The organism is Methylobacterium sp. 17Sr1-1 (genome assembly GCF_003173775.1).
In the GTDB taxonomy this organism is placed as follows: Bacteria; Pseudomonadota; Alphaproteobacteria; order Rhizobiales; family Beijerinckiaceae; genus Methylobacterium.
In genome coordinates, this window is record NZ_CP029552.1 from 4,970,530 (window position 1) to 4,993,313 (window position 22,784).

The following is a 22,784-nucleotide window of genomic DNA, read 5'->3' on the forward strand; positions in this document are numbered from 1 at the left end:
GAGACTTGAGTCAGACCGGTCCGGGACGGCCGGCCGCGAGGAGCGGCGCCAGGAGAGACGGCAGATCGAGCACCGCGAAACCGGACCCGTCCGCTTCCGGACGGGACGCCTGCGACGCGGCGCGGGCATAGCCCGCCACCGCCCGCCTGCCCAGGCCCCCGGGTTCCGTCACGCTCTCGACCACGGCCTCGGCCACGGACAGGACGCGCTCGACCAGGAGGCCGATCCGCGGCCCGTCGCGGCGCAGGGTCACGACGTGGCCGGTGATCCCCTCCGGGGCCGCCGGCGCAGCGCCGAGCGCCATCGCGAGATCGACCACGCTGACGAGGGCCCCGCCCCGCCCGGTGAGGCCGACGAGCGCGGCGGGCGCTCCCGGCACCGGCGTGCAGGGCCGGAACGGAAACACCTCGGCGACGCTCTCCAGCGGCAGGCCGACCGTCTCGGAGCCGGCGCGGCAGACGAGCAGGGCGCGCGTGGGCCGCGCCTCCGGCGCCGTGCCGCGGGCGGCGAGGTTGCGGGTGCGGGCCTCCAGGATCTCCTCGATCCGGGCGGCGCCAAGCGCAGCCTCGCCGGGCAGGACCGGCCCGGCTTGAACCGCGGCGGAGGTCGTCGATTGCGGCATCAGGCGGCCTCGCCGCCGAGGAACGGCAGGGCGGCGCCGGACAAGTCGGCGGCGGTGAGCCCGTCGCCCTCGGGCAGCTCCGCCCCGGCCGGCAGCCGCGCGGCGAGCCGCAGGGCGTTGGCCACGGCGCGGCGGCCGGCCTCGGCGCGGCCGGCGGCGATCAGGGTCAACCCGAGGTGGTAATGCGCCATGACGAACTCTTTATCGAGGTACAGCGCGCCGCGAAAGGCGCGCTCCGCCTCGTCCGGCCGGGCCCGGGCACGGGCGAGCAGGCCCTCGTAGTAGCGCAGACGCGGATCGGTCGGGTCTTGCCCGAGCGCCGCCCGGCAGGCCCGCCAGCTCGCCTCGAGGTCGCCCGCATCGGCGAGCGCCCGGACGGTGGCGAGGGGGCTGTCGCTCGCGATCGGCGCGGGCTTTGTCGTGACCGGCCGGGGTGGGGGCGTCTTGCAGGCAACTGTTTCGGAGGCGAGGGGCGTCTCCGGCGTCGGCAGGGCCGGGGGCAGGAGCGGCACCCAGTCCGGAACCGGCTCCGCCAGTCCTGGGACCAGCCCTCGCACCAGCCCTTGAGCCGAGGCGAAGTCCGGCATCTCGCCGTCGTCCGGCCGGCGATAGGCGGCGGTGCCGGGCAGGGAGACGGGCTCCAGGAATTCCGCGAAGGCCGGGTTCGGCTCGGCATGTCCCAGCAGCAGCCAGCCGCCGGGCCGCAGGCGCTGGGCCAGCGCCCGCACCAGGGCCTGGACCACGTCCGGGTGGAAGTAGATCAGGACGTTGCGGCACAGGATGAGGTCGTAATCGGTCAGCGCCAGGGAGGCGGTGCCGTCGAGCAGGCTCATCAGGTTCTGCGGCTCGAACCGGGCGAGCCCGCGGAACTCGGGGCGCAGCGCGAAGGTGCCCTCCCGCGGGCCGGGCCGGAAGTAGCGCGCGCGCTCCTCCGCCCCGAGCGTGCGCAGGGCCCAGGCGCCGTAGACCGCGCGCCGCGCCACCGCCAGCACGTCGCGGTTGATGTCGGTGCCGGTGAGCCCGATGCGCCAGTCGGGCAGCCGGTCGCCGAGCAGTTCGTGCAGCACGATCCCGACCGAGTGGGTCTCCGGGCCGGTGGAGCAGCCGGCGCTCCAGATCCGCAGGCGCCGCTCCTCGCCCCGCGCGGCGATGCGTTCGGGCAGGATCGTGCCGCGCAGGGCCGCGAACTGCTCGGCGTAGCGGAAGAAGAACGTCTCCCCGATGGTGATCTCGGCCTCGAGGGCCGCCCACTCGGCCTCCGACTCCTCCAGCAGCAGCAGGTAACCGGCGGGATCGGGCACGCCCCGGGCGCGCATGCGCCGGCCGACGCGCTCCCACAGGAGGTCGTCCTTGTCGGCGTAGTAATGATGGCCGGTGCGGGCGACGAGCCGCGCCTTCAGGGCCGCGAAGGCCGGATCGCCGAGGGGGGCGGCGCCCCGCGCGTTGCGCATCTCCGGCTCAGGCCGCCCACTCGGCGAGCCGCGCCTGCGCCTCCCGGGTCCGCGCCGCCAGCCGCTCGCGCTCCTCGGCGAGGAGGATCCGGTCGATGGCGAGGCCGTGCACCAGCGTGTCCCCGAGGCGGATCTCGGCGGCGACGCAGCCGTTGAGGGTGGCTTCGTCGGCGACCGGCCGGACCTGGCCGGCCTCGACCCGCACGACATCCGCGACCCGGTCGACGAGCAGGGCGAGCGGCGCCTCGCCGTGGAGGAGGACGAGGTGGCGGTAGAGAGCTGCCTGCGCCGTAACCGGCCGGCCGAGGCCGAACAGGACCGCGAGGTCGAGGACCGGCACGGCGGAACCGGCGAGATTGAGGAAGCCCGCGAGCGCGCCGGGCGCCCCCGGCGGGCGCCACAGGCGGGGCAGGGGCAGGATCTCGCGCACCGCTCGCTGCGGCAGGGCGCAGCCGGTTCCGGCGATCGCGACCAAGAGGTAGGCCGTCCCGGTCGTCATCCCGTGCACCCCCGCGGGCCCGTACGCCCGAGCCTGAGATAGGGGAGGCGGGGGAAGTTTCCAAACCGCCCTGTCGGCCCCGGCCGGAGGTGCTATGAGGCGCCGCCCGGCGCGAGAGGAGCGGACCCGTCGATGATCGAGATCCGGCATGTCGGCCATGCCTTCGGGGAGCGCACGGTTCTGCGCGACCTTACCCTCGACCTGACGGAGCGGCGGATCGCGGTGGTGGGCGGCAACGGCAGCGGCAAGAGCACCTTCGCGCGCCTCCTGAACGGCCTCCTGGTGCCGAGCCAGGGCACGGTGCGGGTCGACGGGCTCGACACGCGCCGCGACGGCAAGGCGGTGCGCCGCAAGGTCGGCTTCGTGTTCCAGAACCCCGACAACCAGATCGTGCTGCCGGTGGTGGCCGAGGACCTCGCCTTCGGACTGAAGAACATCGGTCTGCCCAAGGACGAGATCGCCCGGCGCACCGAGGAGGCCCTGCGCCGCTACGATCTGCAGGACTTGCGCGATCACCCGGCCCATCTGCTCAGCGGCGGCCAGAAGCAGTTGCTCGCCATCGCGGGCGTGCTGGCGATGGCGCCCGACGTCATCGTGTTCGACGAGCCGACCACCTTGCTCGACCTGCGCAACAAGCGCCGGATTGCCGAGGCCATCGACGGGCTGGCGCAGCGCGCGGTCGTGGTCTCGCACGACCTCGCCTTCCTCGAGCATTTCGACCGGGTGCTGGTGTTCGAGGACGGCCGCGTCGTCATCGACGACACGCCGTCCGTGGCGCTTCCGGCCTACGTCGCGATGATGTCGTGACCCCGTATGTTCCGGGCGGGAGCCCGGTCCACCGTTGCCCGGCGGGGGCGAAGATTGTCGCGATGATCGTGGCCGGCACGGTCCTGTTCGCGCTGCCGCGGCTCGATCTCGCCCTCGCGGGGCTGGCTGCCACGGGGCTGCTCTACCGGCTCGCCGGTATCTCAGGCCCCCTGGTGCTGGCGCAGCTGCGGCCGCTCGCCTGGATCCTCGCCGTGCTGGTCCTGGTCCAGCTCGCCCTCGACGGCTGGCTCGCCGGCCTGCTGGTGGCCGTCCGTCTGGCGAGCCTGGTACTACTCGCCGGCCTCGTGACGCTCACGACCCGCAGCGCCGACCTGATCGAGGCGCTGCAACGGGGGCTCGGCTGGCTTAGGCCCCTCGGGGTCGATCCCGCCAAGGCCGGTCTCGCCATCGCGCTCACCCTGCGCTTCATCCCGGTGCTGGCCGCCATCACCGCCGAGGTGCGCGAGGCGCAGCGCGCCCGGGGGCTGGAGCGCAGCCTCGTGGCGCTGACGGTGCCGGTCGTCGTGCGGATGCTCAAGATGAGCGACGACATCGCGGCGGCGATCGATGCGCGGTCGTATGATCCGGACCAAGCCGGCCGCTGACACAATCCCTCTCGATCCAAGGACCCCCATGTCGACCCGTGACATCGTCTTCGTCGCGCTCTTTGCCGCCCTCACCGCCGCCCTCGGGCTGTTTCCGCCCGTGACCCTGCCGGTGATCGGCGTGCCGATCACCGCGCAGTCGATGGGGGTGATGCTCGCCGGCGCCATCGCGGGCGCCAAGCGCGGCGGCGCGGCCCTGGCTCTCTTCGTGCTCCTCGTCTGCGCCGGGCTGCCGCTGATGGCCGGCGGGCGGGGCGGGCTCGGCATCGTCATGGGGCCGGGCGGCGGCTTCGTGCTGATGTGGCCGGTCGCCGCCCTCGTCATCGGGTTCCTGGTCGAGCGAAGCGTCAGAAGCCTCACGATCTGGAAGGAGGCGCTGATCCTCGTCCTCGGCGGGGTGGTGCTGACCTACGCGGTCGGCATCCCATGGATCGCCGCGGTCGCCCGGGTCGATCTCGCGAAGGCGGCGATCGGCTCGGCCTGGTTCCTGCCCGGCGACGCCGTGAAGGTCGTCCTCGCCCTCGCGATCGCCCGCGCCGTGCGGCGGGCCTATCCGACGCTGACCCCGCGCTGATCCGAATGCCTGACGCGCGCCCCGAAATCGGTTGACCCTGCCGGGCCAGCGGCGTAGGGTCCGCGCCACTCTCTCAAGGGCAGGCTTTCTCACAGCATGCGTACGGTCCTTATTGTAGCGGAGGCGCCACCGACGGGGCGAGCTTGACAGCTCGGCATCCCAAGGGTGGCGCATGCAAGGGTCCTTCGGGGCCCTTTTTTGTTGCGTAAAACGGACCCGAGAGCGCGGACGAGACCAAGGAACGGAGCGCGGCGATGAGTGCGGGCGAGGTCATGACGGGCGCCGAGATGGTGATCCGGGCGTTTCAGGATCAGGGGGTCGACACCCTGTTCGGCTATCCGGGCGGCGCGGTGCTGCCGATCTACGACGCGCTCTTCCATCAGGACACGGTGAAGCACATCCTGGTCCGGCACGAGCAGGGCGCGGTGCACGCGGCCGAGGGCTATGCCCGCTCGTCGGGCAAGGTCGGCTGCGTGCTGGTCACCTCGGGGCCGGGTGCCACCAACATCGTCACCGGGCTGACGGACGCGCTGCTCGATTCGATCCCGCTCGTCTGCATCACCGGCCAGGTGCCGACCCACCTGATCGGCTCCGACGCGTTCCAGGAATGCGACACGGTCGGCATCACCCGCAGCTGCACCAAGCACAATTACCTCGTCAAATCGATCGAGGACCTGCCGCGCATCCTGCACGAGGCGTTCTACGTCGCCTCGCACGGCCGGCCCGGCCCGGTGGTCATCGACCTGCCGAAGGACATCCAGTTCGCCAGCGGCGTCTACCGCCGCCCGGTCGACAACAGCCATAAGACCTACAACCCGCAGACGCAGGGCGATCCGGACAAGATCCGCGCCGCGGTGGCGCTGATGGCGGGCGCGCGCCGGCCGGTCTTCTATACCGGCGGCGGCGTCATCAATGCGGGGCCGGAGGCCTCGCAGCTGCTGCGCGACCTCGCCCGGGCCACCGGCTTCCCGGTCACCTCGACGCTGATGGGCTTGGGCGCCTTTCCGGGCTCGGACCCGCAGTTCCTCGGCATGCTCGGCATGCACGGGACCTACGAGGCGAACCTCGCGATGCACGAATGCGACGTCATGGTCTGCATCGGCGCGCGCTTCGACGACCGCATCACCGGCCGGCTCGACGCCTTCTCGCCCTTCTCCAAGAAGATCCACGTCGACATCGACGCCTCGTCGATCAACAAGACCGTCAAGGCCGATATCGGCATCGTCGGCGACTGCGCCTCGGTGCTCGGCGACATGCTGCGGGAGTGGCGGGCGGTGACGCCGGAGCCCGACAAGGGCCGCCTGACCGAGTGGCTGTCGAAGATCCGCGGCTGGAAGGCGCGCGAATGCCTCGGCTACTGGCCGTCGGGCACCACCATCAAGCCGCAATACGCGGTCCAGCGCCTCTACGAGGCCACCAAGGACCGTGAGACCTACGTCACGACGGAGGTCGGCCAGCACCAGATGTGGGCGGCGCAGTACTACAAGTTCGACGAGCCGAACCGCTGGATGACCTCGGGAGGCCTCGGCACCATGGGCTACGGCCTGCCGGCGGCGATCGGCGCCCAGCTCGCCCATCGCGGCGCCCTGGTGATCGACATCGCCGGCGAAGCCTCGATCCAGATGAACATCCAGGAGCTGTCGACCGCCGCGCAGTATCGCCTGCCGGTCAAGATCTTCATCCTGAACAACGAGTATATGGGCATGGTGCGCCAGTGGCAGCAGCTGCTGCACGGCTCGCGCTACTCCGAGAGCTATTCGGAGAGCCTGCCCGATTTCGTCAAGCTGGCCGAGGCCTACGGCGCCAAGGGCATCCGCTGCTCCGATCCCGGCAGCCTCGACGCGGCGATCGCCGAGATGCTGGACCATGACGGCCCGGTGGTCTTCGACTGCATCGTCGACAAGACCGAGAACTGCTTCCCAATGATCCCGTCGGGCAAGGCGCATAACGAGATGCTGCTCTCGGACTACCTCGGCGAGACCGGGGCGGATCTGGGCGACGTGATCTCCGACGAAGGCAAGATGCTGGTCTGACCGGGCGAGGGTTTGAGGACGATGAACGCCATGAACACCCACTACCCCGATCCGGTCCGCGTCGAGCCGGTGAACCGCCACACCCTGGCGGTCATCGTCGACAACGAGCCCGGCGTGCTCGCGCGCATCGCCGGGCTGTTCTCCGGCCGCGGCTACAACATCGAGAGCCTGACCGTCTCGGAGACCGAGCACGCCCGGCACATCTCCCGCATCACCATCGTGACGACGGGCACCAACGCGGTGATCGACCAGATCAAGGCGCAGCTCGACCGCCTAGTGCCGGTGCACCGGGTGGTGGACCTGACGCTTCAGGGCGATTCGCTGGAGCGGGAGCTGGCGCTGGTGAAGGTGGCCGGCAAGGGCGAGCACCGGGTCGAGGCGATGCGGCTGGCTGCCGCCTTCGGCGCCCGGACGGTCGACGCAACGCTGACGTCGTTCGTGTTCGAGCTCACCGGCACGACCGACGAGATCGACCGCTTCGTCAAGCTGATGGCGTCAGTGGGGCTGGTCGAGGTGTCGCGGACGGGCGTGGCCGCGATGGGGCGCGGTCCGGAGGCGATGTAACGCTTCGGCTACTCGGCGGGCGGGGCGCCGGTCTGCCCTGCCTTCCCGTATTTCCGCTCGAAGCGGTAGACGGCGAAACTCAGGGTGGTGAGGCCCGTCACAGAAATGAACAGGGCGAAGCTGAGCATCGCGACGGTGGCGTCCCAGGGCATCGTCACTCCTCCCGGCGCAGCAGTCGGATCACCGCGTGACCGATACAATGTAAGGCGAGAGAGGCCGCGAACCAAGAGAGGTGTGTCCGGCCCAGGGTCGCATCCGGATTGCTGACCAAGGGTACGATGATCGCCGCGCCGGCGACGGCGATCGCCATGGCATTGACGTAGGCTGCAAACAGCTTGACGTGCTCGTTCAGGCGCTTCGCCACGTGCTTGCGACGCGCAGCGATTTCCGATTCATCGGGCTTTGCCACGGTCACGCGGGGATCCTCACCGCCTTATGACCTAGCGTAACCGAACGACCCTCAGCCGTCGATATCTCTTTCCCACAAATGAAAGCGCCTCCCCCGATAGCGGGAGAGGCGAACCGTGTTGCCATTCCTCAGCGTGAGCAAAACTGTCGTCGAATTCGGAGTCGGGGCCCCCTCGATCGCGAGTCCCGACTCCCGAACGCCCGCCTCAGCGCGCGCCCTTGCCGTCGCCATCGCGCAGCGCGCCGGTCGGCTCCTGAACGTGGGCCTCGAGGAACCACAGCTGCTTATCGACAGCGCGGGAGACCTCGGTGAACAGGTCCGCCGTGTCCGGGTCGCCGGCCTCGTCGGTCTGGTCGATGTTCTCGCGCACGGCGTTGGCGTAGGCGGCGTAGCGGTCGATCAGGGCCGAGAGGTGGTCGGCGATGGCGTAGATGTCGGTCGGGTAGGGCGACAGCTTCGAGGAGGCGGAGACCACCGTGGCGGTGCCGAGCGCCGTGCCGCCGAGCTGCACGGCCCGCTCCGCGACCTTGTCGTTGAGGTCGTCGATCTCGGTGCGGAACCCGTCGAGCATCTCGTGGATGCCGATGAATTGCGGGCCCTTCAGGTTCCAGTGCGCCTGCTTGATGTTGAGCGCGAGGTCGATGCCGTCGGCGAGGCGCGCGTTCAGGGTCTCGATCGAGACGCGCTTGGCGTTCGAGTCGGTGTTGTTGCGGGTGCGGTGCTGGCGCGGCTGGCCGGCCTTGCCCTGGGAATCCGTCATGTCGATCAACTCCATGGATTTGCCGCAACAACGAGGCCGCGGGGCAGCCGTTCCGGTGCTGCGGCGTGGTTTTGGTGGCCATCCCCGGTCGTCTGACCGGAGAGGGGTCCGTCTCGTCCGCTCGTGAAGAGACTAGGGCGGGGTACCCCGGCGGACACCCCGCCGCCCGAAACCCTGCCCTACCGTCAGAGCATCGGCTGGCCGCCGGTGACCGGCACCAGGGCGCCGGTCATGTAGCTGCCCTCCCGCGAGGCGAGCAGCACGTAGGCCGGGGCCAGCTCCGCCGGCTGGCCGGCGCGGCCGAGCGGCGTGTCGGCGCCGAGCCGCTCGATCTGCTCAGGCGACTTCACGATCGGCTGGATCGGCGTCCAGACCGGGCCGGGGGCGACGCAGTTGACCCGGATGCCCTTCGGCGCCAGCAGGTTCGACAGCCCGACCGTGAGGGTGCTGATCGCCCCCTTGGTGGCGGCGTAGACCAGCATGCTGGCATCGGCGACCTTGGCCTGCTGGCTCGTCGAGTTCACGATCGCCGAGCCAGGACGCATGTGCGGCACCGCGGCCTGCGCCAGGTAGATCATCGCGAAGACGTTGGCGCGGAACGAGCCCTCGACGTCGTGGGCGGTGACGTCGTCGAGGCCCTCGTTCACCACCTGCGCGGCGGCGTTGTTGACCAGGATGTCGATCCGGCCGAATGCGGCGGCGGTCCTCTCCACCACCGCCCGGCAATGCGCCTCGTCGCGCAGGTCGCCCGGAATCAGGAGGCAGCGCCGGCCGGCCTTCTCGACCCAGGCCTTCGTTCCTTGCGCGTCCTCCTCCTCGGAGGCGAGGTAGGAGATCGCGAGATCGGCCCCCTCGCGGGCATACGCGATCGCGACCGCCCGGCCGATGCCGGAATCGCCCCCGGTGACGATCGCGACCTTGTCGGTGAGGAGGCCCTTGCCGACGTAACTCTCCTCGCCGTGGTCCGGCGGGGGATCCATCGGGCCGGTGAGGCCGGGGCGCGGCTGCTGCTGCGCGCCGGGGAAGGGGGGCCGGGGATAGGCCTCGCGGGGATCGTCGCTCATCGAGTGCCCTTCAGGAATGCGCCGGCGGTGCGCAGGGACAACGCCATGATGGTCAGGGCCGGATTCGCCGCGAGCGAACTCGGGAAGACCGACCCGTCGCAGATCCACAGGTTCTCGACCTCGTGGCTCCGCCCTTGAGGATCGACCACGGAGCTGTCCTGGTTCCGTCCCATCCGGCAGGTGCCGAGCGTGTGGGCGACGCGTTCCAGCACCCAGATGTCGCGGGCGCCCGCCGCCTCCCAGATCTCGCGCATCAGCGTGGTGGCGTGGACGTTGAGCTTGTCCTCGTTCGAGCCGTAGCCGAAGCTGACATGCGCCTTTCGCATCCCGAGCGCGTCGGTCTCGTCCGACAGGGTCAGGACGTTCGCGTCGCAGGGCAGCGTCTCGCCGTTGATGCCGATCCCGGCGACGCGGTTGTACTGCTTGAGGTAGTCGGTCAGCGCCTTGCCCCACAGGCCGCGGCCGCGGGCGACGGAATTGGCCCAGGTCAAAGGCTCGACGCCGAGGCTCTGCACCAGGTAGCCGCCGGCGAAATCGACCCCCTTCGGCCGGGTATAGTCCTCGGTGATGAGCGAGGACGGGTAGCCGCGGTTCATGCCGACCTCGTCGGCGAAGGTGCCCCAGACCTGCGTGGCGACGTGGCCGATGTAGTTGCGGCCGACCTGGCCGCTGCCGGTGGCGAGATCGAGGTGGAGCAGGAGCCGCGGCGTCTCGACGGCGCCGGCGCACAGGATCAGGTGGGCGCAACGCTGGCGGTGGTCGCGGCCGCCGTGGCGGTAGAGCACCGCGGTGATCCGCCCGGCCTTGTCGCGCTCGACCCCGTGCATCCGGGCCTCCGCGCGGATCTCGGCGCCCTTTGCGACTGCCAGCGGCAGGTAGGTCACGTCCATGCTGGCCTTCGCGCGGGTGCGGCAGCCCTGGTGGCAATAGCCGCAATTGATGCAGGCCTTGCGCTCGGGCACGTCCGCGCCGGGCGTGAAGTCGCGCGAGACCACCGCCGCCGGCGCGTCGGTCGCGGTGATGCCGAGCCGGTCGCAGGCCGAGGCCATCAGCTGGGCCGGGCCGTTGCGCAGAACCGGCGGCAGCGGGAAGCGGCGGGCCTCGTCCCACGGATAGGGCGTCGGGCCCGACGTGCCGATGAACCGCTCGACGCGATCGTAGAACGGCGCCAGATCGGCGTGGTCGATCGGCCAGTCGCAGCCCTCGCCGGTCTCGGTGTTGAGGCGGAAGTCGCGCGGGTCGGCCCGGGGCACGAAGGCGCCCCAATGCAGGGTCGAGCCGCCGATGCCGGTGCCGCTGTTGTTGGCCCCGAACGCCTCCGGGGTCGAGCCGCCGCTCAGGCGCTCCTCGGTCCAGTAGATCTCATCCGCCAAGGTCTCGTCGAAGCCGTATCCGGCCGGATCGAAGTTCGGTCCGGCCTCGAGCGCCATGACCTTCAGGCCGGCCGCCGCGAGTTCGGCGAGGAGCGGCGCGCCCCCCGCCCCGGTTCCGACCACCACGACGTCGACGACCTCGTCGTGGCCGTAGCGGCGCTGCCCCGCGAGATTCATCGAACGTCTCCAGTCGTCTCAAGGATCGGGGCTTCCCAAGGCTCGCGCGCGTTCAGGCCGGTCTGGCGGTAGCCCGGCAGGGACTCGGCCTCGTCGCCGCCCGCCCCGATCCCGGTGAAGCCGATCGCCGCGAGGCCGGCCGGGTGGGCGAGCCAGATGCGCACCGCCTCGCCCCGCAGCTCCTCGAACCAGCAGGTCATCAGTTCGGGGGCGATGCCGTCGGAGGTCGCCGGCAGGCGGCCCGAGGCGGCGCGGTCGAGGAGCGCGTCCTGGTCCGCGCCGTCGAGGGCGACGAAGGGACGGCCGTGCGTCGCGCGGGCGGCGGCGTCGAGGGTGCGGAGCGCCCGGGCGTAGGCCTGCGGGTCCGGCGGCAGGGAGGCGTAGCGCCAGCCGTCGCCGGTGCCGCTGGCGAGCCGCGCGTCGATGCGGCGGGCAAGATCGATCCTGCCCGCGCCCTCCTGCGGCAGCACCCGGTCGAGGCAGGCGGTCAGCGTCGCGCGCGCCTCGGGGCTCAGGCAGAACGGGCCGTCCGGCTCGCGCATCCGCGCGCGGAGCGTCGCCCGCAGGCGGGAATTGACCCGGTCCGAACTCATCAGCGCGGCGAAGGCCGGCGGCAGTTCCGGGGTCTCGGCGGTTTGCGGTGGTGCCGCGACGAAGTCGCGGATCAGCGCCGCGAGGCCGTCCGGCCGCTCCAGCGGCAGCAGGTGACCGGCACCGGGCGCGACCGCGTGGCGGTGGCGGGCGAGGTGGGGCAGGGTCAGGGCGGCCTGCGCCTCCGGCCCGAGATCGCCGTCCTCGGCCCCGCTCACCACGAGCGCCGGGGTGGACAGCGTGCCGATGCGCCCGCGCCAATCCTCGTTGGCGCCGCCGGTCAGCCAGGCCTTCCAGGCTTGGGGGTTCGCCCGCAGCACGTCCTCGACCGTCCGGGCGTGATCCTCAGGCCGCAGCGGCGCCCCGGTATTGGCCGTGACGAAGCCTTCTGCCTCCCGCCGCCTCGTCTCCGGGTCGGCGTCGATCCAGGCGATCATCGCCTGCCGGCGCTCCTCCGCCATCGGCTCGGGCGAGGGCGGTGAGCCGGCCAGCAGCACGAGGCCGGCGAGGCCCTTGAGCCCGGGATCGCCGTCCTCGTGGCGGCGCGCCAGCGCCAGGGCGACCTTCGCCCCCATGCTGTTGCCGGCGATCAGCCAGGGCCCGGTCGGAGCCTCGCCCTGGACGCGGGCCGCGACGTGGTCGGCCATGGCGGCGACGTCGCCGCCCGGCAAATGGGCTTCGTCGCCGAATCCCGGCAGGTCGACGGCGACGCATCGCAGGGTGGGCCCGAGTTGCTCGGCGAGGGAGCGCCACGTGCGGGCGCTGCCTCCGAGGAAATGCAGGCAGAAGAGGACGGGGTGGTCAATCATGCCGGCGAGATCGCGCGGTGCTGCGCTGCGTCAACGGCGGCCTCCCCGCGGCGCCTTGCAGCACCCCGGGATGATGTGTCGAGTCGTCGACGCAACGATCAGGCCGGTGGACGGCTTCCTGAACGGTATCGGGGAGGTCGCGACTGGCGCGAAGGCTTGCCTCGACAGACAATCATCATTCCGGACCGGCGATGATAACTGGTCCCGGCGCGCCGTCGATCGGCGGATGCTGGCAGCATCGGCGGGGCCGACGGCGAATTTGACCTATGTTAAATTTCTCGAATGACGAAGTAGGTGCCGTGGACGTATCCTGAACGGCGGGCCACGAGAGCTTCGCGGGCAATCGATCGACCTTGCCGAGTCTGCGGGCGCGGGCCTCGGATCTACGCCGGACGGCCGGGTCAACTCGGCCTCCCGGTGGCTTCCGGAACGCGAAACGCCGCGCGGCAGGGGCTGCCGCGCGGCGTTCGCACCATGGGCCGCGGCCTGCCCGGGGGCGGCCGCGGCGTGTCGCGCTTAGTTCTTGGCCTTGTCGACCAGGGCCTTCTCCTTGATCCACGGCATCATGCCGCGGAGGCGCTCGCCGACCTCCTCGATCGGGTGGGCGGCGTTGCGGGCGCGGGTGGCCTTGAACGAGGTCTGGTTGACCTTGTTCTCCAGCATCCAGTTGCGGGTGAAGGTGCCGTTCTGGATGTCGGTCAGGACGCGCTTCATCTCGGCCTTGGTCTCGGGCGTGATGATGCGCGGGCCGGTCACGTACTCGCCGTACTCGGCGGTGTTCGAGATCGAGTAGTTCATGTTGGCGATGCCGCCCTCGTAGATGAGGTCGACGATCAGCTTCACCTCGTGGAGGCACTCGAAATAGGCCATCTCGGGGGCGTAGCCGCCCTCGACCAGGGTCTCGAAGCCGGCCTTGATCAGCTCGACGAGGCCGCCGCAGAGCACGACCTGCTCGCCGAACAGGTCGGTCTCGCACTCTTCCTTGAAGGTGGTCTCGATGATGCCGGCGCGGCCGCCGCCATTGGCGGAGGCGTAGGACAGGCCGAGGTCGTGGGCGTTGCCGGAGGCGTCCTGGGCGATGGCGATCAGGGTCGGCACGCCGCCGCCGCGCAGGTACTCCGAGCGCACGGTGTGGCCGGGGCCCTTCGGAGCGACCATCAGCACGTCGAGGTCGGCGCGCGGCTCGATCAGGTTGAAGTGCACGTTGAGGCCGTGGGCGAACAGCAGGGCGGCGCCCTGCTTCATGTTGGCCTGGAGCGAGTCGCGGTAGATCTCGCCCTGAAGCTCGTCCGGGGTCAGCATCATGACGACGTCCGCGTCCTTGGCGGCGTCGGCGACCTCCTTGACCGTGAAGCCCTCGGCCTCGGCCTTCTTGGCGCTGGCCGAGCCCTTGCGGAGCGCGATCACCACGTCCTTCACGCCCGAATCGCGCAAGTTCAGCGCGTGGGCGTGGCCCTGGCTGCCGTAGCCGACGATGACGACCTTCTTGCCCTTGATCAGATTGATGTCGGCATCACGATCGTAATAGACCCGCATGGCGGCTCCCCCTTGTGCAGATGGCGAGAAACTCGAACGCTCCGGGCGCTGGAGCGGCCGTGCGACGGGCGGCTTGTAGCGGCGTGATTCGCGTCAGGGAATAGGCTATGCGCGCGGAAGCGCACATGGCTGGCCGGCACGATGCGCGGAACGGCGCCGCTTCGGCGCCAAGGGGATCCGCCATGACGCAAGGGGCGACGCCCGCCGAACTGATCGAATTCTGGCGCGAGGCCGGGTTCGACCGCTGGTTCACCGCCGATCCGGGTTTCGACGCCGCCTGCCGGGATTACCGGCCCCTGCACGAGGCGGCGGCGCGCGGCGACCTCGCGGCCTGGGAGGCCACGCCGGAGGGGGCGCTCGCCGTCGTGCTGCTCCTCGACCAGATCCCGCGCAACCTGTTTCGCGGCACGCCGCGGGCCTTCGCGACCGACGCGCTCGCGCTGGCGGCGGCCGAGCGCGCGCTCGCCCGCGGGCACGACCGGGCGATCGAGCCGGCCCTGCGCATCTTCCTCTACATGCCCCTGACCCATGCGGAGGATCCGGGCTTGCAGGAGCGCAGCGTCGCGCTGTTCACCGCGCTCGGCTTGCCCGTGCACCGGGAGGCGGCGGTCGAGCACCGCGACCTGATCCGCCGCTTCGGCCGCTTTCCCCACCGCAACGCGGTGCTCGGCCGCCCCGAGACGGCGGCCGAGCGGGAATACCTGGCGGGCGAGGACGCGTTCCGGGGCTGACGTCTAAGTGTCTCTCACAAAACTCCCGATCGCCGTTGTCGCTGGCTGTGGCAGCGTCAGCGCGACGGGAGTTTCGTGAGGTGCACTAAGCCGGCAGCGGCAGCCCCTCGCGGGCGAAGGCGCGCTGCACGGCGGGGCGCTCGGCCATGCGGCGGGCGTGGTCGGTCCAGTAGGGGAACTGCCGGGCCATGTCGTAGCCGAGCACCTGGCCGCGGCCCCAGTGCCAGAATACCAGGAGGTAGGGATCGGCGACGCTGTAACGCTCGCCCAAAGCCCAGCCGCCGCGCGACAGCCCGACCTCGATCATCGTCCAGAGATCGGCGCAGGTCTCGTGGCCCTTGGCCTTCACGTCCTCGATCGCCGCCGGATCGGTGGCGTAGCGCTCGGCCCGGCGGATATGGGCGTAGGCCGGGTGGATGGTGGAGGAGATCCAGGCGAGCCACTCGGCGCACCGCGCCTCCTCGCGCGGGTCCTCCGGCCACAAGCCCGCCTGGGGGTGCCGCCGGGCGATGTAGCGCAGGATCGCCGGGTTCTCGGTCAGCACCCACTCGCCTTCGACGAGCGCCGGCACCCGGCCCTTCTGGTTGATGGCGAGATAGCGCCCGCCGCGCTGCTCGGCGGTGGCGAAATCGACCTTCACCGCCTCGAACGGCGCACCGGTCTCCTCCAGGGCGATGTGGGGCGCGAGCGAGCAGGCGCCCGGCGAGTAGTAGAGCGTGAGGGTGTCGGACAAGGGAGCCTCCCGGCGCGAGCCGCCGCGCCTTCAGCCGTGCGGGGCGGCGCTCTTACGTCCCTTACGCCAAGCCGGGTCCGGGCGGTACCGCCCGGGCTCCGGTCCCCGGCCGGGGCCGCCTCAGGCGGAAACCTGCGGGCGCGCCGCCACGCCGGCCGCCGGGCGGGCGCGGCGCATCACGAGCCAGACGAGGGCGCAGAGCACGATCGCGCCCTGCACGCTCAAGGCCTCCCAGCTGCCGTTGAAGCCGAGCTCGGTGACGAGGTCCGGCACCCCGTCATTGTGCACCGGCACGAGCACCTGCTCCTGGAATTCCTGGATCGCCGCGCCGACCATCCGCAGGCCCATCACGAACAGGAAGGCCGAGGTGAGCAGGAAGACCGGCCGCAGGGGCAGGCGCAGCGCCAGCCACTGCATCGCCACGAACACCACCGCGAGGGCGGCGACGGCGACCGCGAGCCCGCTCAGGAGCGAGACGTCGAAGCCGCCGGCGGTGCGGGCGAGGGCGTGCAGGAACAGGACCGTCTCGGCGCCCTCGCGGAACACCGCCAGGAAGGCGATGCCGGCCAGCGACAGGAGCGTGCCGGCGCCCATCGCCCGCTCGGCCATGCGGTTGATCTCGGCCTTCCAGGCCGCCGGATCCTGGCGCAGGAAGAGCCAGCCGCTCATCGTGAACATCAGCCCGGCGGCGACCAGGATGACGCCGGCCTCGATCAGGTCGTTGTGGTTGCCGTCGAAGAAGGCCTCGAACACCCAGGCCATGCCGAAGCTCGCCAGCACCGCGAGGCCGGCGCCGGCATAGACCGGGCGGATGCGCTCCGCCGCCCCGGCCCGGCGCAGGAACGCCGCGAGCGCCGCCACCACCAGCAGCGCCTCCAGCCCCTCGCGGAACAGGATGGTGAAGGCCTGCACGAAGGTGGATCCGTCGGCCATGGGGGGCTCCTCGCTCAAGCGTCGTCCGGTCGGGCGCGTTTGCACCCCGTCGGCGCCCTCTTAGGCGAGGACGACCCGGCTTTCAAATCCCGACGGCTTGTTTCGTATCATTCTAAACTGACTTATAACAAGTAAAAATTGTTGTATCTCGGCCTCATGCGCTGACAAATTGGGATGTAATGTCGAGTCGATCTAAACGATACGAACTGGATACTTAACGCTCCCGCCGGCGCGACATAGCTTGCGGCCATTCGGCCGCTTCCCTCCTCTTTCGAGTTGCGTCACGCATGAGCCAGCATCCCCGGTCCCCCTCCCGTCCGTCGCGCCGGCCCTCCTTCCGCTCGCTGCTCCTCTCCGGTCTGGCGACCGGGCTCGCCGCGGCGCCGGCGCTCGCGCAGCAGCAGGAGGCGATCAAGCTCGACGAGATCTCGGTCTCCGCGCCGCAGGCGCCGCGGAGCGTCGGCGCGCCGGCGGAGGCCTCGGCCACCAGCGGCGGAGGCGGGGGCCCGAGCGGGGTGCAGGGCTACACCGCCCGGGTGTCGCCCACCGCCACCAAGACCAACACGCCGCTGATCGAGACGCCGCAATCGGTCTCGGTCGTCACCCGCGAGCAGCTCGACGACCGCAACGTCCAGACGCTCAACGAGGCGATCAACTACACGCCGGGCGTCGCCTCGAACGTGTTCGGCTACGATCCGCGCTTCGACGCGTTCTACATCCGCGGCTTCAGCGTCACGAATATCGGCATCTACCGCGACGGGCTGCGCCAGCCCTCCTCGCCGTTCGGTATCCCGCGGGTCGAGCCCTACGGCCTCGACGCCATCACCATCCTGCGCGGACCGGCGGGCGGGCTCTACGGCCTCGGCTCGCCCGGCGGCATCGTCGACCTGACCTCGAAGCGCCCGACCTCCGTGCCGTTCGGCGAGGTCTGGCTGCAGGGCGGCAACTACGACCGCGCGCAAGGCAACTTCGATCTCGGCGGCCCCGTGGAGGGCAGCGACGGCACGCTCCTCTACCGCCTGACCGGTCTCGTGCGGCAGAGCGGCACCTTCCTGCCCGGCAGCACCGACGACCGGGCGATGATCGCCCCGGCGCTCACCTGGCGCCCTTCGACGGACACCAGCGTCACGCTGCTGGCCGAGTACCTGAACAACACGGTGCCGGGAAACACCTCGTTCTACTCCAGCTACGCCGATCCGCGCTTCCAGAAGAGCCGGATCTTCTCCGGCGATCCGGCGTTCCAGAACTTCAACACCGAGCAGGCCCGGATCGGCTACGCCTTCGAGCACAAATTCACGCCCGACATCGTCTTCCGTCAGAATTTTCGGTATTACCACGTCGATGCCGACCTGCGGTACACGCAGATCGACGCCCTGAGCGACGATCTCGCCCGGGCCTCGCGCAGCACCGGTCGCATCACCAACGTCCTCGACACGATCTCCCTCGACAACCAGATCGAGATCCGCGGCGCCACCGGCCCGGTGCGGCACGACCTCGTCGCCGGCCTGGACTACACTTATTCCACCTACGGCCAGCGCATGGGCTTCGGCGCGGCACCGGACCTGCAGATCGGCGGCCTGGTGCGGCCGAATTACGGGGCGCAGGTCATCGCCGCGCCGGTGCTCGGCACCGCCACGCGGCTGACGCAGTCGCAGCTCGGCACCTACGTGCAGGACCAGGCGAAGTTCGGCCGCTTCATCCTGACCCTCACCGGCCGGCACGACAGCGTCGCGACCGCGAACGAGACCGCCGGCGACCCGACGAATCGCACCGCGAGCTCCGACCGGGCCTTCAGCGGCCGCGTCGGCCTCAATTACCTGCTCACCGACGAGCTGGTGCCGTATGTCAGCTACGCCACCACCTTCGCGCCCCAGCTCGGCCTCGACCGGCTCGGGCAGGCGTTTCAGCCGACCAGGGGCAACCAGCTCGAAGGCGGCGTGAAGTTCAACGTGCCGGGCACCAGCGTCTTCCTCAACATGGCGGTGTTCGACATCACCCAGACCAACGTGCTCGTGCCGGACCCGGTCAACCCGCTCCTCTACACGGCGGCGGTCGGCGAGGTGAAGTCCCGCGGCGCCGAGCTCGAGGCGACGGCCAATCTCGGCCCCGGCATCAACCTCACCGCCGCCTACAGCCACGTCGACATCCGCACGACGAAGAACCCCGGCAGCCCGGAGACGGTCGGCCTCGCCCTCTCGGGCATCCCCGGCAACACCTTCCGGCTGTTTGCCACCTACGCCTTCCCGACCGCGTCGCCCTTGAGCGGCTTCAGCCTCGGCGGCGGCGTGCGCTACGCCGGCACCAGCCCGGCCAACGACGTGATCGGCAGTTTTCGCAATTCCACCGTGACCCTGTTCGACGCGGTGGCGGCTTTCGATTTCGCCCGGATCGATCCGCGGCTGAAGGGCATGCGGGCGCAGGTCAACGTCTCGAACCTCCTCGACCGCACCTACTTCAACTGCCAGGCCGGCGCCTGCTATCGCGGCCAGCCGCGGCAGATCCTGGGGAGCCTGATCTATCGGTGGTGAGGGGAGGGGGCTTGCCGCGGCCCGCCCCCGGTGCGGCGATCGCCGGTCGCACCGCTCCTTCGAGACTCGCGTGCGTCCGGCCGCCGTCTTGGCGCGGCGGGGTGCCGCTGCTATCTCCGGGCGACTTTTCCCTTACGCCGTGCGCCCCGCGCATCGCCGCGCCCGTGCGCCGGAGACAGCCACACGATGACCGCGTCCCCCATCGACAACATCCGCAACTTCTCGATCGTCGCCCATATCGACCACGGCAAGTCGACGCTCGCCGACCGGCTGATCCAGATCACCGGCGCGGTCGCGGCGCGCGACATGAGCGAGCAGATGCTCGACTCGATGGACATCGAGAAGGAGCGCGGCATCACCATCAAGGCGCAGACCGTGCGCCTGGAATACAAGGCGCATGACGGGCGCGACTACGTCCTCAACCTGATGGACACTCCCGGCCACGTCGACTTCGCCTACGAGGTGTCGCGCTCGCTCGCCGCCTGCGAGGGCTCGCTGCTGGTCGTCGACGCCTCGCAGGGCGTCGAGGCGCAGACGCTGGCCAACGTCTACCAGGCGCTCGACGCCAACCACGAGATCGTCCCGGTCCTCAACAAGATCGACCTGCCGGCGGCCGAGCCCGACCGGGTCAAGGAGCAGATCGAGGAGGTGATCGGCATCGACGCGAAGGACGCGGTGCCGATCTCGGCCAAGACCGGCCTCAACATCGAGGCGGTGCTGGAGGCGATCGTCACCCGCCTGCCGCCGCCGAAGGGCGACCGGGCGGCGCCGCTGAAGGCCCTGCTGGTCGATTCCTGGTACGACGTCTATCTCGGCGTCGTGGTGCTGGTGCGCATCGTCGACGGCGTGCTCAAGAAGGGCATGACGATCCGCATGATGGGCGCGGACGCGGCCTACGGCGTCGAGCGCCTCGGCGTGTTCCGGCCCAAGATGCAGGACATGGCCGAACTCGGCCCCGGCGAGGTCGGCTTCTTCACCGGCTCGATCAAGGAGGTCGCCGACACCCGCGTCGGCGACACCATCACCGAGGACAAGCGCAAGACCAAGGAGGCGATGCCGGGCTTCAAGCCGGTGCAGCCGGTGGTGTTCTGCGGCCTGTTCCCGGTCGACGCCGCCGACTTCGAGAATCTTCGCGGCGCGATGGGCAAGCTCCGGCTCAACGACGCCTCGTTCTCCTACGAGATGGAGACCTCCGCCGCGCTCGGCTTCGGCTTCCGCTGCGGCTTCCTCGGGCTCCTCCACCTCGAGATCATCCAGGAGCGGCTGGAGCGCGAGTTCAACCTCGACCTGATCTCGACCGCGCCGAGCGTGGTCTACCACCTCAACATGTCCGACGGCGAGCAGCGCGAGCTGCACAACCCGGCCGACATGCCCGACGTGATGAAGATCGACACGATCGAGGAGCCCTGGATCCGCGCCACGATCATGACGCCGGACGAGTATCTCGGCGGCGTGCTCAAGCTGTGCCAGGACCGGCGCGGCACCCAGATCGACCTCAACTACGTCGGCAAGCGCGCCATGGTCGTCTACGACCTGCCGCTCAACGAGGTCGTGTTCGACTTCTACGACCGGCTGAAGTCGATCTCGAAGGGCTACGCCTCGTTCGACTACCACATCTCGGATTACCGCGAGGGCGACCTCGTGAAGATGTCGATCCTCGTCAATGCCGAGCCGGTCGACGCGCTTTCGATGCTGGTCCACCGCACCCGCGCCGAGAGCCGCGGCCGGGCGATGTGCGAGAAGCTGAAGGACCTGATTCCGCGCCACCTGTTCCAGATCCCGGTCCAGGCGGCGATCGGCGGCAAGATCATCGCCCGCGAGACCATCCGGGCCCTGTCGAAGGACGTCACCGCCAAGTGCTACGGCGGCGACATCTCCCGCAAGCGCAAGCTCCTCGACAAGCAGAAGGAGGGCAAGAAGCGCATGCGCCAGTTCGGCAAGGTCGAGATCCCGCAGGAGGCGTTCATCGCCGCCCTCAAGATGGACAGCTGACGTCCGACCCGGGGCCGGGCCCCTCGGCAGAGTTGCACAGGGCGACTCTGCTCGGCTTTTTGTCTTGCAGCATTTCCGGTGCCGAGCCGGTGACCACGTCGGCGGGGGATTCTGCGGTCATTGTCCGACGAAGCGAGTGTCGGTTCGTCGAAGTAGATGCAGCCGAACCGAATGCTCGGAGCAGTATTCGATCGCAACGTGATCGGATGTGCCCGATCGAGCGCCGCCGGTCGCCCCGGCGGCGCTTTTTTTTGGCCTGTCGTGCCGATAAAGGAATAAATTCGCTGTTCCGATCTCGACGACGCTGCGAAATGCAAGATTATATTGGGCGCGATTGATTGTGCTCTACTTGTGATCGCTCCGTCACGCGACGCAACGTCGCCTTAACTCGCCCCGCGCATGATCTTGCGACAACCGGAGCGAGACTGGCTGGTGCGATGATGCGGTGCGGATACGCTCGGTGGGATCGTTTTGCGGCGGATCCGTCGGCGAGCGTGGTGGTCATCTTCGCCCTGGTCGCGCCGGTCCTGCTGGGTATCATCGGGCTCGGGGTCGATTACACGTCCTGGGTGCTGCAACGGACGACGCTGCAGCAGGCGGCCGACGCCGCAGCCCTCGCGGTCATGTCCGATATCCAGGTCGCTGGGGCGAGCCAGCAGCGGATGCAGTCGCTGGCACGCTCCTATGTCGACGGTACCGTGAAGCTGGAGCGCGGCGACGGGCCTGTGTCGGTCGTGACCCTGGCGGTGGCTCGCGAGCGCTCGGGCGGGCCGTTCGTGCCGGCGGGCTGGACGCCCGGCGCGCGGGCACCGACCGGGGTCAAGGTGACGCTGACGCAGCGCAAGCACGCGATCATGAGCCGTCTCGTGACGCCGCACCTCACCGACATCACCGTCTCGGCCACCGCCGAGGCGGTGGGGTCCTCCAAGCTCTGCGTCCTGGGGCTGGCGTCGAGGGGAGGCACCACCATCCAGCTCAAGGACAACGCGAGGATCGATGCCGACGACTGCGTGGTCTACTCCCTGTCTCCCTATGCCGGAGGGCTTGCAGCAAGCGAACAGAGCGTGATCGCCGCGACGAGAACATGTACGGTCGGTGGCTTTCAGGGGGACAATCGAATTTCAGGCCGCTTCCGGTGACCGGCTGTCCCACTCTCAAGGATCCGCTCGCCGTTCGGCCGCAGCCTTCGGTCGGCGGCTGCATCGCCAGCGACCTGTCGCTCAAGGCCGGCACCCACACGCTCTCGCCCGGAACGTATTGCGGCGGTCTCTCGATCGAGGGTGGCGCCGAGGTCACGTTGAAACCGGGCATCTACGTCATGAAAGACGGCCCCCTGATCGTTGGTCCGGCAGAACAGCGACAGGCCGTGGAGAAAAAATGTAAGACTCTATCCCACACCTCAAGGGTAACGGACAAAACATATTCTCAGGAAATATGTAAGTTGGCCGTGACCGTCAAGACAGCCGGCTACATGAAGGGGGATGGCGTTGGCATCTACTTTACCGGAGACATCGGCAAGGCCAAAGTGCAGGTCAAACAGCCATTGCTCCTGCTTCCGAGTTCGGTCGTCGAGCTCACGGCCCCGAGGGACGGGGACATGGCAGGCCTGCTCCTCTTCGAGGATCGCACCGCGCCGGCCGGTCGATCGTTCGAGGTTCTGAGCGACAGCGCCAGGCGTCTCGTCGGCACGATCTACCTGCCGCGCGGAACGTTCTCGGTGCAGACCAACCAGGTGGTGGCCGATCAATCCGAGTACACGGCGATCGTCGCCAACCAGATCGTCCTGGCGAACGGCCCGCGCCTCGTCATCAACACCCGCTACAGCGCCACCGACGTGCCGGTGCCGAAGGGCCTCGGGCCGAAGAGCGGCGCGATCGGCCTGGCGGACTGAACGCTCCCGCCCGCTTCGGGCGCTTGTCGCCGTGCGCCGGCACGTGGCATGAGGAGCGTTCCACCGACGCGCCGCCCGACACGTGGCGGCCGAACGCCGCCG

General features: G+C 70.0%; 23 protein-coding genes. 11 read left to right on the plus strand and 12 right to left on the minus strand.

Annotated elements, in window-relative coordinates; translation table 11 throughout:
• Nucleotides 1–10: 10 nt before the first annotated feature.
• From DK412_RS22570 to DK412_RS22580, 3 genes are read right to left on the minus strand one after another with little or no spacing between them, the layout of a single operon-like run.
• Entirely contained in the window at nt 11–622 is a 612-nt protein-coding gene (locus DK412_RS22570; protein ID WP_109973776.1) for a chemotaxis protein CheW, read from the minus strand.
• On the minus strand, nt 622–2,073 hold the full coding sequence (locus tag DK412_RS22575) for a protein-glutamate O-methyltransferase CheR (protein ID WP_109973777.1): 1,452 nt from the start codon (nt 2,071–2,073) through the stop codon (nt 622–624). The genes DK412_RS22570 and DK412_RS22575 overlap by 1 nt, the downstream gene beginning before the upstream one ends.
• A gap of 7 nt (nt 2,074–2,080) precedes the next feature.
• Nucleotides 2,081–2,572, minus strand: a complete 492-nt coding sequence (locus tag DK412_RS22580) for a chemotaxis protein CheW (protein ID WP_109973778.1) — start codon at nt 2,570–2,572, stop codon at nt 2,081–2,083.
• 132 nt (nt 2,573–2,704) lie between these two features.
• Here DK412_RS22580 and DK412_RS22585 point away from each other — a divergent pair, with 132 nt between their 5' ends.
• From DK412_RS22585 to ilvN, 5 genes are all read left to right on the plus strand, one after another.
• A complete protein-coding gene (locus DK412_RS22585) occupies nt 2,705–3,379 on the plus strand; it encodes an ATP-binding cassette domain-containing protein (RefSeq protein WP_109973779.1) in 675 nt (224 codons plus the stop codon).
• 62 nt (nt 3,380–3,441) lie between these two features.
• Nucleotides 3,442–3,984 carry an energy-coupling factor transporter transmembrane component T gene (locus DK412_RS22590; RefSeq protein ID WP_109973780.1) on the plus strand — a complete coding sequence of 181 codons (543 nt, stop codon included), beginning with the start codon at nt 3,442–3,444 and terminating at the stop codon, nt 3,982–3,984.
• Between the two features lie 28 nt (nt 3,985–4,012).
• The gene (locus DK412_RS22595; RefSeq protein WP_109973781.1) at nt 4,013–4,558 is read left to right on the plus strand and encodes a biotin transporter BioY; all 546 of its coding nucleotides are present in this window, start codon (nt 4,013–4,015) and stop codon (nt 4,556–4,558) included.
• Nucleotides 4,559–4,812: 254 nt separating this feature from the next.
• Nucleotides 4,813–6,591 carry an acetolactate synthase 3 large subunit gene (locus DK412_RS22600; protein ID WP_109973782.1) on the plus strand — a complete coding sequence of 593 codons (1,779 nt, stop codon included), beginning with the start codon at nt 4,813–4,815 and terminating at the stop codon, nt 6,589–6,591.
• 21 nt (nt 6,592–6,612) lie between these two features.
• Complete coding sequence (gene ilvN, locus DK412_RS22605) at nt 6,613–7,155, plus strand: acetolactate synthase small subunit (protein WP_093569123.1); 543 nt, start codon at nt 6,613–6,615, stop codon at nt 7,153–7,155.
• Between the two features lie 8 nt (nt 7,156–7,163).
• Here ilvN and DK412_RS30310 read toward each other — a convergent pair whose 3' ends face one another.
• From DK412_RS30310 to DK412_RS22630, 6 genes are all read right to left on the minus strand, one after another.
• Nucleotides 7,164–7,307, minus strand: coding sequence for a hypothetical protein (locus tag DK412_RS30310; protein WP_162596275.1), 144 nt, complete (start codon nt 7,305–7,307; stop codon nt 7,164–7,166).
• Between the two features lie 2 nt (nt 7,308–7,309).
• Nucleotides 7,310–7,570, minus strand: a complete 261-nt coding sequence (locus DK412_RS22610; protein WP_162596276.1) for a hypothetical protein — start codon at nt 7,568–7,570, stop codon at nt 7,310–7,312.
• Between the two features lie 199 nt (nt 7,571–7,769).
• Nucleotides 7,770–8,324: a DNA starvation/stationary phase protection protein Dps gene (gene dps, locus DK412_RS22615; protein WP_109975433.1), complete on the minus strand. Its 555-nt coding sequence runs from the start codon at nt 8,322–8,324 to the stop codon at nt 7,770–7,772.
• Between the two features lie 185 nt (nt 8,325–8,509).
• On the minus strand, nt 8,510–9,388 hold the full coding sequence (locus tag DK412_RS22620; RefSeq protein ID WP_109973784.1) for an SDR family oxidoreductase: 879 nt from the start codon (nt 9,386–9,388) through the stop codon (nt 8,510–8,512).
• Entirely contained in the window at nt 9,385–10,938 is a 1,554-nt protein-coding gene (locus DK412_RS22625) for a GMC family oxidoreductase (protein WP_109973785.1), read from the minus strand. Before DK412_RS22625 ends, DK412_RS22620 begins: the two co-directional genes overlap by 4 nt.
• The gene (locus tag DK412_RS22630) at nt 10,935–12,338 is read right to left on the minus strand and encodes an alpha/beta fold hydrolase (protein ID WP_109973786.1); all 1,404 of its coding nucleotides are present in this window, start codon (nt 12,336–12,338) and stop codon (nt 10,935–10,937) included. The genes DK412_RS22625 and DK412_RS22630 overlap by 4 nt, the downstream gene beginning before the upstream one ends.
• A 106-nt stretch (nt 12,339–12,444) precedes the next feature.
• Here DK412_RS22630 and DK412_RS30315 point away from each other — a divergent pair, with 106 nt between their 5' ends.
• On the plus strand, nt 12,445–12,624 hold the full coding sequence (locus DK412_RS30315; protein WP_162596277.1) for a hypothetical protein: 180 nt from the start codon (nt 12,445–12,447) through the stop codon (nt 12,622–12,624).
• Between the two features lie 230 nt (nt 12,625–12,854).
• Here DK412_RS30315 and ilvC read toward each other — a convergent pair whose 3' ends face one another.
• Nucleotides 12,855–13,874, minus strand: a complete 1,020-nt coding sequence (gene ilvC, locus DK412_RS22635; RefSeq protein ID WP_109973787.1) for a ketol-acid reductoisomerase — start codon at nt 13,872–13,874, stop codon at nt 12,855–12,857.
• Nucleotides 13,875–14,056: 182 nt separating this feature from the next.
• Between ilvC and DK412_RS22640 the strand changes: the two genes are divergently transcribed.
• On the plus strand, nt 14,057–14,605 hold the full coding sequence (locus DK412_RS22640) for a DUF924 family protein (protein WP_109973788.1): 549 nt from the start codon (nt 14,057–14,059) through the stop codon (nt 14,603–14,605).
• A gap of 85 nt (nt 14,606–14,690) precedes the next feature.
• Here DK412_RS22640 and DK412_RS22645 read toward each other — a convergent pair whose 3' ends face one another.
• On the minus strand, nt 14,691–15,338 hold the full coding sequence (locus tag DK412_RS22645; protein WP_109973789.1) for a glutathione S-transferase N-terminal domain-containing protein: 648 nt from the start codon (nt 15,336–15,338) through the stop codon (nt 14,691–14,693).
• A gap of 120 nt (nt 15,339–15,458) precedes the next feature.
• Nucleotides 15,459–16,271 carry an FTR1 family protein gene (locus DK412_RS22650; RefSeq protein WP_109973790.1) on the minus strand — a complete coding sequence of 271 codons (813 nt, stop codon included), beginning with the start codon at nt 16,269–16,271 and terminating at the stop codon, nt 15,459–15,461.
• A 287-nt stretch (nt 16,272–16,558) separates the two neighbouring features.
• Between DK412_RS22650 and DK412_RS22655 the strand changes: the two genes are divergently transcribed.
• The 4 genes from DK412_RS22655 (at nt 16,559) to DK412_RS31150 (ending at nt 22,682) form a co-directional block, all read left to right on the plus strand.
• Nucleotides 16,559–18,799, plus strand: coding sequence for a TonB-dependent siderophore receptor (locus DK412_RS22655; protein WP_109973791.1), 2,241 nt, complete (start codon nt 16,559–16,561; stop codon nt 18,797–18,799).
• Between the two features lie 186 nt (nt 18,800–18,985).
• Nucleotides 18,986–20,791, plus strand: a complete 1,806-nt coding sequence (gene lepA / locus DK412_RS22660) for a translation elongation factor 4 (RefSeq protein WP_109973792.1) — start codon at nt 18,986–18,988, stop codon at nt 20,789–20,791.
• A 494-nt stretch (nt 20,792–21,285) separates the two neighbouring features.
• Nucleotides 21,286–21,930 carry a pilus assembly protein TadG-related protein gene (locus DK412_RS31145; RefSeq protein ID WP_245447183.1) on the plus strand — a complete coding sequence of 215 codons (645 nt, stop codon included), beginning with the start codon at nt 21,286–21,288 and terminating at the stop codon, nt 21,928–21,930.
• Nucleotides 21,927–22,682, plus strand: coding sequence for a hypothetical protein (locus tag DK412_RS31150; protein ID WP_245447185.1), 756 nt, complete (start codon nt 21,927–21,929; stop codon nt 22,680–22,682). Before DK412_RS31145 ends, DK412_RS31150 begins: the two co-directional genes overlap by 4 nt.
• Nucleotides 22,683–22,784 lie beyond the last annotated feature (102 nt).

Excerpts from the sequence above, each read along its gene's own strand:
- DK412_RS22630 (WP_109973786.1), bottom strand. The coding sequence starts at position 12,338 with ATGATTGACCACCCCGTCCTCTTCTGCCTGCATTTCCTCGGAGGCAGC.
- DK412_RS22620 (WP_109973784.1), bottom strand. The coding sequence starts at position 9,388 with ATGAGCGACGATCCCCGCGAGGCCTATCCCCGGCCCCCCTTCCCCGGC.
- DK412_RS22595 (WP_109973781.1), top strand. The coding sequence starts at position 4,013 with ATGTCGACCCGTGACATCGTCTTCGTCGCGCTCTTTGCCGCCCTCACC.
- DK412_RS22625 (WP_109973785.1), bottom strand. The coding sequence starts at position 10,938 with ATGAATCTCGCGGGGCAGCGCCGCTACGGCCACGACGAGGTCGTCGAC.
- DK412_RS30310 (WP_162596275.1), bottom strand. The coding sequence starts at position 7,307 with ATGCCCTGGGACGCCACCGTCGCGATGCTCAGCTTCGCCCTGTTCATT.
- ilvN (WP_093569123.1), top strand. The coding sequence starts at position 6,613 with ATGAACGCCATGAACACCCACTACCCCGATCCGGTCCGCGTCGAGCCG.
- lepA (WP_109973792.1), top strand. The coding sequence starts at position 18,986 with ATGACCGCGTCCCCCATCGACAACATCCGCAACTTCTCGATCGTCGCC.
- DK412_RS22580 (WP_109973778.1), bottom strand. The coding sequence starts at position 2,572 with ATGACGACCGGGACGGCCTACCTCTTGGTCGCGATCGCCGGAACCGGC.
- DK412_RS22655 (WP_109973791.1), top strand. The coding sequence starts at position 16,559 with ATGAGCCAGCATCCCCGGTCCCCCTCCCGTCCGTCGCGCCGGCCCTCC.
- dps (WP_109975433.1), bottom strand. The coding sequence starts at position 8,324 with ATGACGGATTCCCAGGGCAAGGCCGGCCAGCCGCGCCAGCACCGCACC.
- DK412_RS22575 (WP_109973777.1), bottom strand. The coding sequence starts at position 2,073 with ATGCGCAACGCGCGGGGCGCCGCCCCCCTCGGCGATCCGGCCTTCGCG.
- DK412_RS22600 (WP_109973782.1), top strand. The coding sequence starts at position 4,813 with ATGAGTGCGGGCGAGGTCATGACGGGCGCCGAGATGGTGATCCGGGCG.
- ilvC (WP_109973787.1), bottom strand. The coding sequence starts at position 13,874 with ATGCGGGTCTATTACGATCGTGATGCCGACATCAATCTGATCAAGGGC.
- DK412_RS22585 (WP_109973779.1), top strand. The coding sequence starts at position 2,705 with ATGATCGAGATCCGGCATGTCGGCCATGCCTTCGGGGAGCGCACGGTT.
- DK412_RS22570 (WP_109973776.1), bottom strand. The coding sequence starts at position 622 with ATGCCGCAATCGACGACCTCCGCCGCGGTTCAAGCCGGGCCGGTCCTG.
- DK412_RS22590 (WP_109973780.1), top strand. The coding sequence starts at position 3,442 with ATGATCGTGGCCGGCACGGTCCTGTTCGCGCTGCCGCGGCTCGATCTC.
- DK412_RS22650 (WP_109973790.1), bottom strand. The coding sequence starts at position 16,271 with ATGGCCGACGGATCCACCTTCGTGCAGGCCTTCACCATCCTGTTCCGC.
- DK412_RS22640 (WP_109973788.1), top strand. The coding sequence starts at position 14,057 with ATGACGCAAGGGGCGACGCCCGCCGAACTGATCGAATTCTGGCGCGAG.